Consider the following 18,940-nt stretch of genomic DNA (forward strand, 5'->3'; position numbering starts at 1 on the left):
AATGCTGAAACTGCGCGTGATTACCGCGCTGATCCTGCTGCCCATTGTTCTGGGCGCCGTATTCGGGCTGGATCGCTTGCCGTTTGCCCTGGTCGCTGGCGTATTTTTTGTGCTGGCCGGCTGGGAGTGGGCGGCCATGATGGGCAAGGTGTCCGCTGCAGTGCGAAGCGCCTGGGTGATTGGCCTGGGCGTGGTGATGGCACTGGCGGAGATCTACCGCCCGGCCTGGCTCCTCAACGCCATCCCGGTCTGGTGGTTGCTGGCCCTGGTGCTGGTGATCGGCTATCCGGGCAACGCCCGCGCCTGGTATCGCCCGGCGCTGATGGCTCTGGTTGGTCTGTTGTTGCTGGTGCCTTCCTGGGCGGCGATTGTGCAACTTCAGGATGTGGGCGCACTGGGTCTGGCTGGCCCCTGGGCACTGATGTTCATTCTGCTCTGGGTATGGGCGGCGGATACCGGCGCCTATTTTGCCGGCCGTGCGTTCGGTAAACACAAGCTGGCGCCGCTGGTCAGTCCCGGCAAGACCATTGAGGGTCTGGCCGGCGGTGTGGCGCTGGCGCTGGCAGTGGTAGCAGGGGTCTATGCGGCCGGGCTGCTGGAGGCCAACTTGCTTCCGCTGATGATCGTGGCCCTGTTGACGGTATTGGCGTCGGCACTGGGTGATCTGTTCGAGAGTATGGTCAAGCGTGAGCGAGGCTTCAAGGACAGCGGCACCATCCTGCCCGGCCACGGTGGCATGCTGGATCGTATCGACAGTGTCACCGCCGCCATGCCCATCGCCCTGGCCGGTTTCAACTGGTTTTCCCTGCCGGGAGGCAGTCTGTGACACCCACTGCCAGACAGCGTCTGACAATTCTCGGAGCCACCGGCAGCATTGGCCAGCAGACCCTGGATGTGGTGGCCCGGCACCCGCAGCGGTATGAGGTATTTGCTCTCACGGCCAGCTCCCGCTGGCAACTGATGGCGGAGCTCTGTCTGACAGTCCGGCCCCGTTTTGCGGCCATGTCAGACCCTGTTGCGGCGGCGTCCCTCAGGAACCATCTCGCTGAGGCCGGGTCTCAAGTGGAAGTATTGTCAGGCCCCGGTGCTTTGGCGGATCTTGCCGCCCATCCGGATGCGGATACCGTGGTGGCTGCTATCGTCGGAGCGGCGGGCGTCAGGCCGACTCTGGCGGCGGTAGAAAGCGGCAAGCGGGTATTGCTGGCCAACAAAGAGGCCCTGGTGGTCACCGGTTCATTGTTCATGGATGCGGTAAAGCGTCACGGGGCCACGCTGTTGCCACTGGATTCCGAGCATAACGCGATTTTTCAGTGCCTCCCCGAGGAGGGCGTCAATGCCGGCGTGGAGCGGCTGCTGCTCACTGCTTCCGGTGGCCCGTTCCGTGAATTCAGTGTTGAAGAACTCAAGGCTGTGACGCCGGAACAGGCGGTGAAACATCCCAACTGGGACATGGGCCCGAAGATCTCGGTGGATTCTGCCACCCTGATGAACAAGGGGCTGGAATTTATCGAAGCCTGCTGGCTGTTTGATGTGTCCCCGGACATGATTGATGTGGTGGTGCATCCGCAGAGCGTTGTGCATTCCATGGTGGCCTACCGGGATGGTTCGGTTTTGGCACAAATGGGTACACCGGATATGAGGACCCCCATCGCCTGCGGTCTGTCCTGGCCGGAGCGGGTGGAGTCCGGTGCAGAGCGCCTGAACTTTTCCGCCCTGGTGGGGCTGAATTTCGAGGCCCCGGATCTGCAGCGTTTCCCGTGCCTCGGTCTGGCGCGGGATGCCATGCGCGCTGGTGGAACGGCCACGGCGGTATTGAATGCGGCCAATGAAGAGGCCGTTGCTGCCTTCCTCGCTGGCCGGCTGGATTTTATGGGGATTCCCGCTGTGGTGGCACGCACTCTGGAAAGCCAGGCTGCTCCCGCCTGTACGGATGTGGAATCGGTAATGGAGATTGATCGGCAGGCGCGCAGTGCTGCCTGTCAGTGGATCAAGGAGCGCGGATGCTGACGATCCTGGCCTTCGTTGTCACCATCGTCATTATTGTGGCTTTTCATGAATGGGGCCACTTTCTGGCAATGCGTGCCTTCGGCGTTCGCGTTCTGACTTTCTCTGTGGGGTTTGGACCCAAGCTGTTCCGGTTTACGGACAAGAAGGGGACCGACTGGGTCATTAGCGGGATTCCCCTGGGTGGCTACGTAAAACCCCTGGATGCCCGTGAAGACGAAACCGCCAAAGGCGACCCGGGAGAGTTTTCCAGCAAACCGGCCTGGCAGCGAGTGATTACCTATGCCGCTGGCCCGGCGTTCAATTTCATTCTTGCCGTGCTGATTTACTGGCTGTTGATGGTCAGTTTCGGGCAGAGCCGTATGCAGGCTGTGGTGGGGCCAGTGGCGCCCGGCACCGTGGCGGAAAAGGCCGGCTTTGTTCCCGGCGACAGGATTGTAGAGGCCGGTGGTACCGCCGTAGAAGGCTGGCGTCCTTTCTATAACGAATTGATTCTGCACCTGGGTGAAACGCAAACCCTGCCGGTAACGGTAACTACCGCGTCCGGTGAAAGAGCGGTTCGCGAGCTGGATACGTCCCCCTGGTCTGCAGATCTTGAACAGCTGCCGCTGGATGCCCTTGGGATCAGTCAGGCGGTGTTGATCGGTGAGGTTGTCGAAGGCAGTGCCGCGGACCAGGCAGGTTTGCGCGGCGGTGACCAGGTGATTGCCCTGGATGGCGAGCCGGTCACTGGCTGGCAGAGTTGGCAAGAAAGCATCATGGCGTCTGCGGGCAAGACTCTGGAAATTTCTGTGCTCAGAGATGGGGACTTGCGACGTTTTGCTGTAACCCCGGAAACAGTGACGGAAGGGGAGCAAAGTTTCGGTCGCATCGGCGTCGCAATGGGCGGTATTTATCAGCAGCACTTCGGGCCCGGTGGCGCCATTCTGGCGGCTGCAGAGCGCTTTGCGGAACAGAGCGAGGTGGTTTGGGCGAGTCTGGTGAAACTGGTTACCGGCAAGCTGTCCCTGGATAATCTGGGCGGTCCCATTACCATCGCCCAGGTGGCCGGGGAGAGTGCTTCCTACGGTATCGCCAGTTTTCTGGCGTTGCTGGCTTACCTGAGCATCACTCTCGGTATTATCAATCTGCTACCGGTACCCATGCTCGACGGCGGCTGGATTTTCTTTGGAATCATTGAAATGATTCGCGGTCGCAGTTTACCGGAGCGGTTTCTTATGGCCGCACAAGGGGTAGGGTTGACGCTGGTTGTCAGCTTTATGCTACTGGCCATTTACAACGACTTGGTGAAGCAGTTTTCATGATATTTGGGGACAAACTAAACCGCCCCCTGAAGGGCCTGTTGGCGGTAGCCTGCCTGTGTCTGGCACCTTGGGTAAACGCGGAATCCTTGGTGCCGTTCAAGGTGCATGATGTACGCGTGGAGGGCCTGCAGCGCCTGCCGGTGGAGCGGGTCTATGCGGAATTACCGATTCAGGCGGGCGACACTGTTGACCGCGAGCAGATCGTGGATGCGGTACAACGCCTGTTTGCCACCGGTAACTTCGAGGATGTGCAGTTGGGCCGCGATGGCGACGATCTGGTGGTGGTGGTGGCAGAACGCCCCAGCATTGCCCGTATCGAGCTGTCCGGTAACAAGTCCATCGACGAGGAAAACCTGCGCAAGGGGCTGACCGAGGCAGGGCTTGCCGAAGGCGAGGTATTCCAGCGTTCCACCTTGCAGGCGATTGCCGGTGAACTGGAGCGTCAGTATGTGAGCCAGGGCCGGTATGGTGCCGATATCAAGACCGAGTCCGTGCCGCTGCCGCGCAACCGGGTGGCACTGAAGATCGAGATCTATGAAGGCAAGGCGGCTCGAATCCGTGATATCAATATCGTTGGCAACGATCTGTTTGATGACGAAGAACTGCTCAAGGATTTCGAACTGAATTCCACCGGCTTCTGGTCGTTCATCAAGGGTGATGATAAATACTCCCGACAGAAACTGAGCGGTGACCTGGAGCGGTTGCGTTCCTATTATCTTGATCGCGGGTATATCAACTTTTCCATCGAATCCACTCAGGTATCTGTAACTCCTGACCGCCGCAGTGTATTTATTACTGTCAATGTGGCGGAAGGTGAGCAGTACACCGTTAATGAAGTGAAGCTCGCCGGTGATCTGGTGGTGGCCGAGGAGCAGCTTGAGCCGCTGCTTATCGTCAAGAAAGGGCAGGTATTTAGCCAGCAACTGGTGACCTACACCAATGACCTGCTTAAACGCCGTCTGGGTAATGAGGGCTACACCTTTGCCGAGGTCAACGGCCGTGACCACAATGCTAATGATGAAGACAATACCGTCGACGTAACGTTCTATGTGGAGCCTGGTCGAAAGGTTTATGTGCGCCGCATCAACTTCAGCGGTAACGCAAAAACCGATGACGAAGTGCTGCGTCGGGAACTGCGCCAGTTTGAACAGGCGCCGGCCAATACTTCCCTGGTGGACTTGTCCCGTCAGCGTCTGCAGCGGCTGGGCTACTTCAGTGTGGTGGAAGCGGATACTCCCCGGGTGCCGAATTCCGAAGATCTGGTAGACGTAGAATACAAGGTGGAAGAGCAGCCATCCGGCTCCATCGGCGCCAATGTCGGTTTCTCCGATGCCTCCGGGTTTATCTTTGGTGCCAATGTGACCCAGAACAACTGGCGTGGTTCCGGTAACCGGGTCTCCTTCGCACTGAGCCGTTCAGATATCCGGGACTCCTATAGCTTTTCCCATTACAACCCGTATTACACCCTGGATGGGGTAAGCCGTGGCTTCAGCTTGTTCTATTCGAAAATTGATTTTGATGAAACCTCGGTAGCCTCCTATGCGGCGGATCGTCTGGGCGGTTCCGTGACCTTTGGCTATCCAATTTCCGAATACTCGCGACTGAGTTTCGGTGGTACCTATGAGCAAACTGATATCACCACCGGGGATTTTGTCGCCGTTGATATTTTTAACTTCCTTGAGAAGGAAGGCACTGAGTTCAACGAATACAAGTTCAATGCCTCGCTACAGACCAGCACCCTGAACCGCGGTGTATTGCCGGATCGTGGCTGGTCCAGCAGTCTGGGACTGGAGGTTGCCGTCCCAGGCTCGGACTATGGCTTCTATAAGCTGAACTGGAACGGTCAGAAATATTTCCCGATTACCCAGCGCTGGACACTGCGTACCCGGGCGGATGTGGCCTACGGCGATGGCTACGGGGACGATACGGTGTTGCCGTTCTTTGAAAATTATTATTCCGGTGGGATCGGTTCTGTTCGTGGCTATGAATCTCGCTCCCTGGGGCCACGCTCTGAGGGCCTGGCGTTTTTCCTCAATGGCACTACTGATCCGGATCCGGACCCCATTGGTGGCAACCTGCTTACCGAAGCCAGCCTGGAGCTGATCTTCCCGACACCGTTTGCGCCGGAATCCCGAAGCGTGCGAACCTTCCTGTTCGCCGATGCGGGCAATGTGTTTGAAACAGAACGTACTGATATTGTGGCCGATTTCGAAGCTACTGACTTGCGTACTTCCGTGGGGGTGGGGCTGACCTGGCTGACAGCGATTGGCCCGCTCAGTTTCAACCTCGCCAAGGCACTGAATGACCAGCCCGGTGATGACACGGAAGTTTTCCAATTTTCTCTGGGACAGACTTTTTAGGAGTTTAATAATGATGAAAAAATGGATTGCTGCTTTTGTTGTAATGCTGCCGGCTTTGGCCATGGCTGAAGGTCGTGTCGGTGTGATCGACCCCATTGGAGCCCTGCAGGCGGCTGATAATGTGAAATCACGCATGAGCGCCCTGGAGAAAGAGCTGGGCGCCGATGAGCAGCGGCTCAACAGCCTGCGTCAGGAAGTGGGCAAGATGCAGGAAAAAATGCAGAAAGAAGGCATGACCATGTCTTCCGAGCAGCAGGAGCAAATGCAGACCAAAGGTCAGCAGAAAATGATCGAAATCCAGAGCCTGCAGCGTAAATTGCAGAAGCGTGCCAGCGATGCCCAGCGTGAACTGCTGCAGGAAATGGAACCCAAACTGCAAAGCGCTGTTGCTGAAGTTGCCAAGAAAGAGAATCTGGACCTGGTTGTCAGCGCTCAAGCGGTGATTTACACCAAACCGGATCTGGATATCACCGAAGCGGTGACCAAACAACTGAACAAGATGAAGTAATGTTGACTCTCGGCGAACTGGCCCGGCAGCTGGATGCAGAACTGGTCGGAAACCCCGATCAGCCAGTAGATGGTCTGGGTACGATCCAATCTGCCACGGGCAGCCAGCTGACATTTCTGGCAAATCCGCGTTATCGCAGCTTCCTGGAGCAGACCCGGGCAGCGGCGGTACTGATTCCTGAATCCCAGCGGGAGTTCTGCCCGGTAGCCGCGCTGATTGTGAAAGACCCCTACCTGTCTTTTGCCAAGGCCAGTGCCTTTTTCGAAACCGCACCGGTGCCGACACCGGGCATTCACCCCTCAGCGGTAGTTGACGGGCAGGCTCAGGTAGCTGCCTCCGCTTCGGTCGGCCCCAATGCGGTGATCGATGCTGGAGCCACGGTGGGTGAGGGGGCCGTGATCATGGCCAATTCGGTGGTTGGCGCCGGTTCGGTAATCGGAGAGCAGTGCAAGATCTGGCCAAATGTTACAATTTATCATGGTGTGACACTGGGTCCGCGCACTATCATACACGCCAATTGCGTAATTGGCGGCGATGGTTTTGGTTTCGCCTTCAATGGTGGCGGGTGGACCAAGCTGCATCAGGTCGGCGGTGTTATCATCGGCGCAGATGTGGAAATTGGTTCTGGTACCACCGTGGATCGGGGTGCCATTGAAGACACAGTGATCGGCGACGGTGTGATTCTGGATAATCAGATCCAGGTTGCCCATAACGTGGTGATCGGGAATCATACCGCTATCGCGGGTAAAGCCGGTATTGCCGGTTCTGCGAAAATCGGCGCTTACTGCCTGATCGGCGGGGCCGCCGGCATTGCCGGGCACATTGAGGTATGTGACAAGGTGCAGATTCTGGCCATGTCACTGGTTTCCAGTTCCATCACTGAGCCTGGCACATACGGCTCTGCGTTGCCTGTGGATACCCAGAGCCGCTATCGTCGGAATGTGGCTCGCTTCCGAAATCTTGATGATCTGGCTCGCCGCGTGCGCAAACTGGAACGTTCAAGCGATTAACGACCGCGTATTGCGGCACTTGCCTGTGTGGAACACATGATGATGGATATTCAGGCGGTCAGGGAATACCTGCCGCATCGTTACCCTTTTTTGCTAATTGACCGGGTCCTCGACGTGGAGCCCGGCAAACGCATTGAAGCGATCAAGAACGTGACCATCAATGAGCCTTTCTTTAATGGTCATTTCCCCCACGAGCCAATTATGCCGGGTGTGCTGATCATTGAGGCCATGGCCCAGGCCGCCGGTATTCTCGGCTTTGTTACCGAGAACAAGAAACCGGGCGATGGGTACATCTATTTGCTGGTGGGTACTGACCGTGCGCGATTCAAGCGCCGCGTGGTACCGGGTGATACTTTGCATCTTAGTGCCGAGTTCATCATGACCAAACGCAATATCCTCAAGTTCGCCTGTGAGGCCAAGGTGGACGGCAAGATTGTCGCCAGTGCAGAGATGCTGGTGGCGGAACAGAAGGTCTGAGTCGGGCGGCATATGCCAGCACAGGTTTGGCGTATACTCCCTGTATTTACAGCTAAATAAAGCGAAAATTCCATGATACATCCGACCGCCCTTATTGATCCGGCCGCAGAGCTTGCAGAGGATGTGCAGGTCGGCCCCTATACCGTCATCGGCCCTGATGTGAAAATCGGTGCGGGTACCGTTATTGCCTCTCATGTGGTCATCAAGGGACCGACGACCATTGGCAAGAACAATCATATTTTCCAGTTCGCGTCTGTGGGTGAAGACTGCCAGGACAAGAAATACAAGGGTGAACCGACCCGACTGGAAATTGGTGATGACAATGTGATCCGTGAGTCGGTGACCATCCATCGCGGTACGATCCAGGACAACTCCCTGACCAAAATCGGCAGCCGTAACCTGCTGATGGCTTATGTGCATGTGGCCCATGACTGCATAGTCGGCGATGACTGTATCTTCGCCAATAATGCCTCGGTAGCGGGTCATGCCCACGTGGGTAATGGAGTGATTCTCGGTGGCATGACCGGGGTCCACCAGTTCTGCAAGATCGGCTCCTATGCCATGACCTCTGGTTGTTCGCTGGTGCTCAAGGATATTCCCGCCTACGTGATGGTGTCCGGTAACCCGGCCCAGGCACGCAGCATGAATTTCGAAGGTATGAAACGCCGTGGCTGGTCGAAGGAAGTGATTGCGTCTCTGCGCCAGGCCTACAAGGTGATCTACCGTCAGGGTTTGACGCTGGAGCAGGCACTGTCAGAGCTGGAAGCCATGGATGCCTCCGACGAGCTGCAGATCCTCATTGACTCCCTCAAGGCTTCCGAACGCGGCATCACTCGCTAGAATGAGCCAGCGCAAGGACGCACCGCTTGTTGCCCTGATCGCCGGAGAAGCCTCCGGCGATATTCTTGGCGCCGGGTTGATGCAGTCACTGCAGGCCCGTTATCCCCATGCCCGTTTTATCGGCGTCGGCGGCGAAGAAATGGCCGCAGCTGGTCTTTCCAGCCTGTTTCCCATGGAAAAGCTGTCGGTGATGGGTATCACCGAGGTCCTGGCCCATTTGCCGGAACTGCTGTGTCTGCGCAAACAATTGGTAAGCTTCCTGCTTGAGCAGCGTCCGGATGTGGTCATCGGCATCGACTCCCCGGATTTCACTCTCCCCATCGCACGACGTCTGCACGATCAGGGCCTGAAGACGGTCCACTATGTGAGCCCGTCGGTGTGGGCCTGGCGGCAGGGCCGGATCAAGGGGATCAAGCGTAGCATCGACTTGATGTTGTGCCTGCTGCCGTTTGAAGCGCGTTTTTATGAGCAGCATCGGGTGCCAGTGGCCTTTGTGGGCCACCCGTTGGCGGATCGCGTGCCCCTGGATACCGACACCCCGGCAGCCCGGACCGAACTGGGGCTACCGGACAATACAGATATCCTGGCGGTGCTGCCCGGCAGCCGTGGCGGGGAAGTGGGACAGCTGATGCCCGCTTTTCTGGATGCCATGGTGGCCTTGCATGCTCAGCGACCAAAGCTGCACTTCGTGATTCCCGCCGCCAACGGTGCCCGCCGCGAACAGATTCAGGCACTGCTGGATTCGGCAGCGGATTTGCCGGTTACCCTGGTCGACGGGCAGAGCCGTACGGTGATGGCGGCGGCAGACGTGATTCTGATGGCCTCGGGCACGGCTACGCTGGAAGGCCTGCTGGTAGGCAAGCCCATGGTGGTGGGTTATCGCGTGGGCAAGATCACCTATGCTATTGCCAGCCGTCTGGTGAAGAGCGAATTCGTATCGCTGCCCAATCTGCTCTGTCGCGAGGAAATGGTGCCCGAGCTGATTCAGAACGGCCTGACCACTGACGCCATCGTGCAGTCCGTGAGCCACTGGTTCGACAACCCGGATCAGGCTGGCGCCCTCAAGTCCCGTTTCCGGGCGGTACACGAACAGCTCCGTGGCGGGGCCAGCGAGAAGGCGGCGGATGCGGTCAGTCAGTTGCTGGAGCGTAACTGATGGATCCCTTTTCCGAATACGCCCTGGCCGACCCCTTTATCCCGTCCGTCTTTCGCTGGCAGCCGGGTATGCGGGTAGCCGGTGTGGATGAGGTTGGTCGCGGCCCCCTGGTGGGAGCGGTGGTCACCGCTGCTGTTGTGCTGGACCCGGCGCGTCCGATTCCTGGTCTGGCGGACTCCAAGAAAATCAGTGAAAAGAAAAGGTTGCAACTGGAAGTTGAGATAAAATCTCATGCGCTGGCTTGGTCCCTGGGCCGTGCCGAACCGGAAGAAATCGACGAGTTGAATATCTTCCACGCCACCTTGCTGGCCATGCAGCGTGCGGTACAGGCTTTGCCCCTTGACGTGCACGGCGTGCTGGTGGACGGTAACCGCGTCCCCGAATTTGTCTGCCCGGCAGAGGCGGTGGTGAAGGGCGATGGTCGGGTGCCGGCGATCTCTGCGGCTTCCATTCTGGCCAAGGTGGCTCGCGACCGTGAAATGCAGCTACTTCACGAGCAGCACCCTCAGTATGGCTTTGATCGCCACAAGGGCTACCCGACCAAGCTGCACCTGGCCGCGCTCGAGCAGCATGGCGCCCTGGCCCAGCATCGTCGCTCCTTTGCGCCGGTGGCGAGAATTCTCGGGGCTGATGCCTGAGTCTGCACGCCTGGTGCTGGCTTGCCGGCACACGATACGAACACAGAAACACTGAGGAACACCCCATTGAGTGACCCCCGTTTTGTCCACCTGCGCCTGCACACCGACTATTCCCTGGTGGACGGGGTGGTGCGGGTCAAGGAACTGATCAAGACCTGCGCCAGCCAGTCCATCCCCGCCGTGGCTGTGACGGATGACTCCAATCTGTTCGCCATGATCAAGTTCTATTCTGCCGCCATGGGGGCGGGGGTAAAGCCGCTGATGGGGGCGGATTTATGGGTGGAAAGTGCCCATATCGAAGATCCGGCCAAGCTGTCTTTCCTGGTACAGAACGAGCAGGGCTACCAGAATCTTACCTTGCTGATCAGCCGTGCCTGGCAGACCAACCAGGACCGGGGCAGGGCCCTGGTGAAAGCCGAGTGGCTGGAAGAGTTGCATGAAGGCCTGATCGTGCTGTCCGCCGCCAGCCAGGGCGAAGTGGGGCAGTTGTTGCTGGCCGAGAAAACGGGCCTGGCCCGTCAGCAGGCCAACTGGCTGCAGTCCGTGTATGGCGATCGTGTCTATCTGGAAGTGCAGCGCACCTCCCGGCCGGGGGATGAGGATTGCCTGCATGCCACCGTGGCCCTGGCCGCCGAGCTGGGTATGCCAGTGGTGGCGACAAACGACGTGCGCTTCATCCGTCGCGAGGATTTCGAGGCCCACGAAGCCCGCGTTTGTATCCACGATGGCAACACCCTGGATGATCCCCGCCGGCCCAAGAAATATTCTGAAGAGCAGTACCTGAAATCCGAAGACGAGATGGTGGCGCTGTTTTCCGATCTGCCGGAAGCGCTGGAAAACACCGTCGAGATCGCCCGTCGCTGTACCCTGGATATTCGTCTGGGCGAAAACTTTCTGCCCGACTTCCCGATTCCGGATGGCATGACCATCGAGCAGTATTTCGAGAAGCTGTCCCGGGATGGGCTGGAAGAACGGCTCCAGGTATTACTGGACAAGAACGACCCGGAGTATGCGGAAAAGCGCAAGGAGTACGACGACCGGCTCAAATTCGAGCTGGATATCATCAACCAGATGGGCTTCCCCGGCTACTTCCTGATCGTTGCCGACTTCATCCAGTGGGGCAAGGATAACGAGGTGCCGGTAGGGCCGGGGCGGGGTTCTGGTGCCGGCTCGCTGGTGGCCTATGCGCTCAAGATTACCGACCTGGATCCCATCGGCTACGACCTGCTGTTCGAACGTTTCCTTAACCCGGAACGGGTATCCATGCCTGACTTCGATGTGGATTTCTGCATGGAGAAGCGTGACCGGGTGATCAATTACGTGGCCGACAAGTACGGCCGCGACGCGGTGAGCCAGATCATCACCTTCGGCACCATGGCCGCCAAGGCGGTGGTGCGTGATGTGGCACGGGTCCAGGGCAAGCCCTATGGCCTGGCCGACCGGCTCTCCAAGATGATTCCGCCCACCCCGGGGATGACCCTGGAGAAGGCGTTTGAACAGGAAGAAACCCTGCGCGAGTTCCTGGAAAGCGACGAGAACTCGGACAAGGACTCCGCCAACGAAATCTGGGAAATGGCCCTCAAGCTGGAAGGCCTGACCCGGAACGTGGGCAAGCACGCCGGTGGCGTGGTCATCGCGCCCGGCAAGCTGACCGATTTTGCGCCGCTGTACTGCGAAGAAGACGGCACCAACCTGGTCACCCAGTACGACAAGGACGATGTGGAATCTGCCGGGCTGGTGAAGTTCGACTTTCTCGGCCTGAAGACCCTCACCATCATCGACTGGGCGGTGAAGGCCGCCAATGTGAAGCGTCACCGGGAAGGGCTGGACGATCTTGATATCGACCATATCCCGCTGGATGACGTGCCCAGCTTCGACCTGCTCAAGAAGGGGGATACCACCGCGGTATTCCAGCTGGAAAGTCAGGGCATGAAGGAGCTGATCAAGAAGCTCAAGCCTGACGTCTTCGAAGACATCATCGCACTGGTGGCCCTGTATCGCCCGGGGCCGCTGGAATCCGGCATGGTCGACAACTTCGTCAACCGCAAACACGGCCGCGAACCGCTGGCCTACCCGGATCCGCAATACCAGCACGAATGGCTGGAGCCGATCTTGAAGCCGTCCTACGGGGTTATTCTGTATCAGGAGCAGGTGATGCAGATCGCCCAGGAGCTGGCCGGCTACACCCTGGGCGGTGCGGACATGCTGCGCCGGGCCATGGGCAAGAAGAAACCGGAGGAAATGGCCAAGCAACGGGCCATCTTCGAAGAAGGCGCAAAAGGGAAGGGCGTGGACCCGGATCTGGCCATGAAGATCTTCGACCTGGTGGAGAAATTTGCCGGTTACGGCTTCAACAAGTCCCACTCGGCCGCCTATGCCCTGGTGGCCTACCAGACCGCCTGGCTGAAGGCGCATTACCCGGCGGAATTCATGGCCGCCACCATCTCGGCGGATATGCAAAACACCGACAAGGTGGTGACCTTCATCGATGAGTGCAAGACCATGGGCTTGCAGGTATTGCCGCCGGATGTGAACTCCTGCGGCTACCGCTTCACGGTGAACCCGGAAGGCGACATCGTTTATGGATTGGGTGCCATCAAGGGCTTGGGCGAGGGCCCGATTGAGGCCATCGTGTCCGCCCGCGCCGACGGTGGCGGTTTCAAGGATCTGTTCGATTTCTGCCGTCGCATCGACCTGAAAAAGATCAATCGCCGCTCCCTGGAAGCCATGGTACGGGCCGGGGTGCTGGACAAGTTGGGTCCGAACGCGAGCTTCCACGACCGGGCCACCTTGCTGGCCACGTTACCGGATGCCATTGCCGCCGCCGACCAGGATGCCCGCAATGAAGCGGCGGGTATCATGGATATGTTTGGTGCGGTGGACGAGAGTCCGGCCACCGCCGTGGAGTGGAAGCCGGCCCGTGCCTGGAACGATGACACCCGCCTCAACGGCGAGCGGGACACCCTGGGCCTGTTCCTCACCGGTCACCCCATTGATCAATACGAAAGTGAAGTGCGCCAGTTCGTCTCTGCCCGGTTGAACTCGCTGCAACCCACCGCCAAGGGTGAGGCCGCCACGGTGGCCGGGTTGGTGGTGGCTCTGCGCATCACCCGCAGCAAGCGCAGCGGCGAGCGTATGGCGTTTGTGACCCTTGACGACAAGACCGGCCGGGTCGAGGTGTCGGTGTTCGGCAAGACGTTTGCCGAATATGGCGATCTTGTGCAAAAGGATGCGCTCCTGATCTTCAAGGGGGGAGTGCGTAACGATGACTACACCGGCGGCTTCAATCTGATCGCCGATGAGATCATGGACATGCGTCAGGCCCGGGAAACCTTTGCCCGCCGCCTGCGTGTGGCCGTGCCGGTCAGCGAAGCGCTACCCCAGAGACTGCAACAGACCCTGGCGCCGTATCAGGGCGGTAATACGCCGGTATTATTGGATCTGGATCACCCGGTTGCCGCCGCCAGCTTCTGGATGGGGGATGCCTGGAAGATCAGCCCCCACGAGTCATTGGTGGAGGAGCTGCGGGTGCAGTTCGGGGAAGATGCGGTGCGGATGGAGTATTAAGAGCAGCTTCTAGCGACTAGGCTCTAGCTGCGAGCTAAAAGCTAGCAGCTCGCAGCTGATTTCGCTGAAACAGTTTGCAACCTAGCCGTGTGCTTCGCATCTCGACCTTGTCATCCGGTTGCGGCTACACTTGTGCAGGCCAATTTCCGGCGGGGTCAGGGATGACGATTCCGCCAGCCATGCGCCAGGGACCGGGCGGATTTTTCCCGGCGTTGCCAGCAAAACACCATAAACAGGCTCAGACATATGAACCCGAACTTCCTCGAATTTGAACAGCCCATCGCAGATCTGGAAGCGAAGATCGAGGAATTACGACTGGTAGGCAGTGGTAGCGAGGTCAATATTTCCGAGGAAGTGGCAAAGCTGCAGGAAAAGAGCATTTCGCTCACCGAGAATATCTTCAGCAACCTGAGTGCCTGGCAGATCTCCCAGCTGGCCCGCCATCCCAAGCGGCCTTACATGCTGGATTACATCAAGCGGATCTTCGCTGATTTCGACGAACTGCACGGGGACCGGTCCTTTGCGGACGATCCGGCCATTGTCGGTGGCATTACCCGCCTGAACGATCAGCCGGTGATGGTGATCGGTCACCAGAAAGGCCGGGAAGTGAAGGAGAAGGTGCGCCGCAATTTTGGCATGCCCAAGCCGGAAGGTTACCGCAAGGCCCTGCGTCTGATGGAAATGGCCGAGCGTTTCAAGATGCCGATTCTTACCTTTATCGATACCCCGGGTGCCTTTCCCGGTATCGATGCAGAAGAGCGCGGCCAGTCCGAAGCCATCGCCCGCAATCTTCGCGTCATGTCCCAGTTGAAAGTGCCGATCATCGCCACCGTGGTGGGTGAGGGTGGTTCTGGCGGGGCACTGGCCATCGGTGTCTGCGATCACCTGCAGATGCTGGAATTCTCCACCTATTCAGTAATTTCCCCGGAGGGCTGTGCCTCCATTCTCTGGCGCAGCGCCGACAAGGCCCCGGAAGCCGCAGCGGCCATGGGGCTGACTGCCGGCCGGCTCCACGAGCTGGGTATTGTGGATCAGGTCATCAAGGAGCCCCTGGGTGGTGCCCATCGGGATTACGATCAGGCGGCAGACGCCATCCGCAAGGCGCTGGTCAAGCAGCTCGATGAGCTCAAGGCCCTGGACATTGACGCGTTGGTGGATCGTCGTTACGACCGTCTGATGAGCTACGGCAACGTGGTCAGCGCCCCCGCTGACGAATAACCGTTCGCTGGTTATTCTTCTCCACCCCGCTTCCCGGGAAACGTCCCGGGGCAACCGATAGGGTGAATGCCGTGCAGCTGCTATGCTTGCATGGCAAACGCTGTACCCTTATGGCTAACCCTGTCTGTTTCCGCAATAGTGATGACATCCCCGATGCCACAGCCGCCACTGATTCCTGATCTGGCAGAGCAGACCCCGCCCGGGCCCTTGTTGCTCGCCTTCAGTGGTGGGCTGGATTCCTCCTTGCTGCTGCACCTGCTGGTTGAGGCCGGGCTGGGGCCGCGCCTGCGTGTGGTGCATATCAATCATCAACTCCAGGCAAACAGCGCGGACTGGGCAGCACACTGCGAGCAGGTCGTCGCTGGCCTGGCGCTGCCCTGTCGGGTGGTCACGGTAACGGTGGACAAGGGTAAAGGCATCGAAGCCGGCGCTCGCCAGGCTCGTTATCAGGCCCTGTTTGCTGACGCCCGCCGGGATGGCGCCACCGTGATTACCGCTCACCATCGCGATGACCAGGCCGAGACGCTGCTGTTACGATTGCTGCGCGGCGCAGGTGTGCAGGGCCTTGCCGCCATGCATGCCCTGGATAAGCGCCAGGGGATAACGGTATGGCGGCCACTGCTGGAGTTGCCCCGGTCTGCGCTGGAGCGCAGTGCCCGGGAGTTGGGCCTGCACTGGCAGGAAGACCCCAGCAATCAGGACCAGTCCCTGCGCCGCAACTATCTACGCCACAGTATTCTGCCGGCCCTGCGTCAGCGGTGGCGTGGCGCTGATGAGATTCTGGCCCGAACCGCCCGGCACATGGGGGATGCCAGTGAACTGCTGGACGAAAGGGCGCAGGAAGATGCTGAAGCCTGTGGTGTCTGCGCTCAACGATTTCCACTTGCCGGGTTGGCAGCATTGCGACCGGCCCGGCAACGTAACCTGTTACGCTGGTGGCTCCACGGTCAGGGGGCCAGTGCGCCCAGTGCGGCGGTGCTTGCTGAATTGCTGGCCCTGCAGGATGCTGCCGAAGATAGTCAGGCCCGGGTGGAGTGGGGCAGTTGGGCCGTGCGCCTGTTCCGGCGGGCACTGTATTTGCTCCCCCGTGAAGCCCTGGCGCCCTGGCAGGGTACCTTGTCCTGGCCGCAGGGCGCGCCGCCACCATCGCTGCCATCCTGGCAACTGTCACCCACAGCCGGGGAGGGCGCAGTAAGCCTGATGCGGCCGCCAGGTGATCTGACCCTGCGCCCCTTTACCGGTGGCACGCGCATGCTGCGTAACGGCATGCACCAGCGCATCAAGGAACTGTGGCGAGCGGCCGGCGTTCCCCCCTGGCAGCGGCATCAATGGCCTCTGCTATATCGGGGCGAGACGCTGGTATCCGTGCCGCTGGTGGGTCTGGCAGATGGTGAAGAGGCGGCGAGCTGTGAAGAATGGTTTTTGTTGCCGCCCCCTCGTTAGCCATGTGACGTGATGATTGCTCCGCGAGGCTGCCAGCCTGTTTTTTTACGGTGCGCTCAGTGCACCCTAACAAGCGTTCCAGATTGGCCAATGTCCTACAGGTTTGATCAACGCTGACTGATTTAGCAGGGCACGTCAGGTCTGTACCTTTGGATCATCGACCTGCAAGCAGGCAGCCATGACCCCAGCCAGTTTGCTCCTAACTTCGCCTGATTAGCCAAGAGTATCCATGCAAGAAGCGCAACAATTACTGCAACAGACATTCAAGCTCCAGGGATTCCGTCCCGGCCAGCAGGCGGTCATCGAGGCGCTACTGGCTGGTCGATCGGCCCTGGCGGTGTTTCCCACTGGCGGCGGCAAGAGCCTGTGCTATCAGTTGCCGGCATTGATGCTGGATGGACTGACACTGGTGGTGTCGCCGTTGATCGCGCTGATGAAGGATCAGGTGGATCAGCTCAATCGGCTTAATATCCCGGCGGCACGACTGGATTCCAGTGTGGATGCCGGAGAGCTGCAAGCGATTTATCGGGGACTGGATGATGGCACCATCAAGCTGCTTTATGTGGCCCCGGAGCGGCTGGCCAATGAGCGCTTTCTGACACGGCTGAAGCGCCTGTCCATCAGCATGATGGCGGTGGATGAGGCGCACTGTGTGTCCGAGTGGGGGCATAACTTCCGTCCCGATTATCTGAAATTGGCGCAGCTGGCCCGGGATCTCAAGGTTGGCCGGGTGCTGGCACTGACGGCCACGGCCACTCCCCAGGTGGCAGAGCAGATTTGCGACAGTTTCGAGATCGCCAGGGCGGACCACATCCAGACCGGTTTCTTTCGCCCCAACCTGGCCCTGGCAGTGCGCCCTTGTGGCACCGCCGAGCGTGATCAGTACCTGCTGGAGCAGCTCACCAGCCGACCTGCCGAGCCCGCCATCGTTTATGTCACTTTGCAGAAGACCGCCGAGACTGTGGCGGCCTTTTTGCAGAAACAGGGATTGAAGGCGCAGGCCTACCACGCCGGGCTGAAAGACGAGCCCCGCCATCAGGTGCAGGAGGCGTTCATGGCGGGGGAGACCGACATCGTGGTGGCTACCATCGCCTTCGGTATGGGCATCGACAAGGCGGACATCCGCGCCATCTACCACTACAACCTGCCCAAGTCCCTGGAAAACTATATGCAGGAAATTGGCCGGGCCGGGCGTGACGGACAACCATCCCACTGCCAGTTGCTGGCCAACCCGGATGATCTGACGGTGCTGGAGAATTTCACCTATGGGGATACACCGGACAGTGAGTCCCTGGCTGCGCTGATTCGTTGGCTGCTTGGGCAGCCGGCGCAATTCGATCTTTCGATTCATGAGTTGTCCGGGCAGTTCGATGTGCGGCCTCTGGTCATCAACACCTTGCTCACCTATCTGGAACTGGAAGGGGTGATTCGCGCCACGGCGCCGTTCTATACGGAATACAAGGTGGCGTTCCAGACATCGCAGGAAGAGATTCTGGCCGGCTTCAACCCGGAGCGGGCCGCTTTTCTGGAGCGCCTGTTTGCCACTGGCAAGCAGGGACGGATCTGGCTGACCCTGCGGCCCATCGACGCCGCCCAGGCCCTGGGTGATGACCGCCTGCGGGTCCTCAATGCCCTGAATTATCTGGAACAGCAGCAGATGATCGAGTTACGGGTCGCCGGCGTGCGCCAGGGCTATCGGATGCTGAACCCGCCAGCGGAATGTGAGCCCTTGATCGTGCGGATGCAGGAGCAGTTTGCCCTGCGCGAGCAGCGCGATATCCAGCGTCTGCAGCAGGTGTGTGACTGGGCGGGGAGCTCTGGCTGCCATCAGCAGGCATTGGTCGGCTATTTCGGCGAGACGCTCGCCCAGCCCTGTGGTCATTGCAGCGCCTGCCTCGGTGAGCAACAGGCGTTGCCATCACGTGGCCGCACAGCACCGGACCCGGCAGTGATTCAGGCCACCCGTGAGGAAAACCATCAGGCTCTGAGCACACCCCGGCAGCTGGCACGTTTCCTTTGCGGCATCAGCAGCCCAAGAGCCAGCCGCGCCCGCCTGGGGAGGCATCCGGCGTTCGGCTCGCAGATGGGTGCGCCGTTTTCCGAGGTGCTAGCCGCTTGCGAGAGCGCCTGATGCCGGGAACGTACGGTGCGGCCCGGCAGGAGTTTCGAGGAGCGAGTTGCGAGTCACGAAAGGTCGGCTCGGTTTTGCATTTCGCAACTGGCACCCTAACAACTCGCTGGGCCTGATAAGTCGCAGCAGACGTCGGAATAAGGCCTTAGGCGATCCGGGTGAGTTTGTGCCGGGTAACGTGCTGCACCACTTTTTACGCTCCCGGACGCGATTCCGATTGAGGCGCACGGCGCCTTCTGTTAATATTTTCTCCCGTCCTGATGTAGCGCAAGCCCCTGAATTTT

General features: G+C 59.4%; 14 protein-coding genes. All 14 read left to right on the top strand.

Annotated elements, in window-relative coordinates:
• Position 1 precedes the first annotated feature (1 nt).
• The 14 genes from KZ772_RS02175 to KZ772_RS02240 all read left to right on the top strand — a co-directional run bounded on the left by KZ772_RS02175 (position 2) and on the right by KZ772_RS02240 (position 18,656).
• Positions 2–826 carry a phosphatidate cytidylyltransferase gene (locus KZ772_RS02175; RefSeq protein ID WP_290538252.1) on the top strand — a complete coding sequence of 275 codons (825 nt, stop codon included), beginning with the start codon at positions 2–4 and terminating at the stop codon, positions 824–826.
• Complete coding sequence (gene ispC / locus KZ772_RS02180; RefSeq protein ID WP_290538253.1) at positions 823–2,007, top strand: 1-deoxy-D-xylulose-5-phosphate reductoisomerase; 1,185 nt, start codon at positions 823–825, stop codon at positions 2,005–2,007. The genes KZ772_RS02175 and ispC overlap by 4 nt, the downstream gene beginning before the upstream one ends.
• Positions 2,001–3,308, top strand: a complete 1,308-nt coding sequence (gene rseP, locus KZ772_RS02185) for an RIP metalloprotease RseP (protein ID WP_290538254.1) — start codon at positions 2,001–2,003, stop codon at positions 3,306–3,308. Before ispC ends, rseP begins: the two co-directional genes overlap by 7 nt.
• Entirely contained in the window at positions 3,305–5,668 is a 2,364-nt protein-coding gene (bamA, locus tag KZ772_RS02190) for an outer membrane protein assembly factor BamA (protein WP_290538255.1), read from the top strand. The genes rseP and bamA overlap by 4 nt, the downstream gene beginning before the upstream one ends.
• 10 nt (positions 5,669–5,678) lie before the next feature.
• The gene (locus KZ772_RS02195) at positions 5,679–6,176 is read left to right on the top strand and encodes an OmpH family outer membrane protein (RefSeq protein ID WP_290538256.1); all 498 of its coding nucleotides are present in this window, start codon (positions 5,679–5,681) and stop codon (positions 6,174–6,176) included.
• The gene (gene lpxD, locus KZ772_RS02200; protein WP_290538257.1) at positions 6,176–7,186 is read left to right on the top strand and encodes a UDP-3-O-(3-hydroxymyristoyl)glucosamine N-acyltransferase; all 1,011 of its coding nucleotides are present in this window, start codon (positions 6,176–6,178) and stop codon (positions 7,184–7,186) included. The genes KZ772_RS02195 and lpxD overlap by 1 nt, the downstream gene beginning before the upstream one ends.
• Positions 7,187–7,222: 36 nt before the next feature.
• Positions 7,223–7,663: a 3-hydroxyacyl-ACP dehydratase FabZ gene (gene fabZ / locus KZ772_RS02205; protein ID WP_290538258.1), complete on the top strand. Its 441-nt coding sequence runs from the start codon at positions 7,223–7,225 to the stop codon at positions 7,661–7,663.
• 72 nt (positions 7,664–7,735) lie between these two features.
• Positions 7,736–8,503, top strand: a complete 768-nt coding sequence (lpxA, locus tag KZ772_RS02210) for an acyl-ACP--UDP-N-acetylglucosamine O-acyltransferase (RefSeq protein WP_290538259.1) — start codon at positions 7,736–7,738, stop codon at positions 8,501–8,503.
• Position 8,504: 1 nt separating this feature from the next.
• A complete protein-coding gene (gene lpxB / locus KZ772_RS02215) occupies positions 8,505–9,659 on the top strand; it encodes a lipid-A-disaccharide synthase (protein ID WP_290538260.1) in 1,155 nt (384 codons plus the stop codon).
• Positions 9,659–10,297: a ribonuclease HII gene (gene rnhB, locus KZ772_RS02220; RefSeq protein WP_290538261.1), complete on the top strand. Its 639-nt coding sequence runs from the start codon at positions 9,659–9,661 to the stop codon at positions 10,295–10,297. The genes lpxB and rnhB overlap by 1 nt, the downstream gene beginning before the upstream one ends.
• 66 nt (positions 10,298–10,363) lie before the next feature.
• Positions 10,364–13,864, top strand: coding sequence for a DNA polymerase III subunit alpha (dnaE, locus tag KZ772_RS02225; protein ID WP_290538262.1), 3,501 nt, complete (start codon positions 10,364–10,366; stop codon positions 13,862–13,864).
• 246 nt (positions 13,865–14,110) lie between these two features.
• Entirely contained in the window at positions 14,111–15,082 is a 972-nt protein-coding gene (locus KZ772_RS02230; protein WP_290538263.1) for an acetyl-CoA carboxylase carboxyltransferase subunit alpha, read from the top strand.
• A 153-nt stretch (positions 15,083–15,235) separates the two neighbouring features.
• On the top strand, positions 15,236–16,525 hold the full coding sequence (gene tilS, locus KZ772_RS02235) for a tRNA lysidine(34) synthetase TilS (protein WP_290538264.1): 1,290 nt from the start codon (positions 15,236–15,238) through the stop codon (positions 16,523–16,525).
• Positions 16,526–16,754: 229 nt separating this feature from the next.
• Complete coding sequence (locus KZ772_RS02240) at positions 16,755–18,656, top strand: ATP-dependent DNA helicase RecQ (protein ID WP_290538265.1); 1,902 nt, start codon at positions 16,755–16,757, stop codon at positions 18,654–18,656.
• Positions 18,657–18,940: the final 284 nt, after the last annotated feature.

The organism is Alcanivorax sp. (genome assembly GCF_019431375.1).
GTDB lineage: Bacteria > Pseudomonadota > Gammaproteobacteria > Pseudomonadales > Alcanivoracaceae > Alcanivorax > Alcanivorax jadensis_A.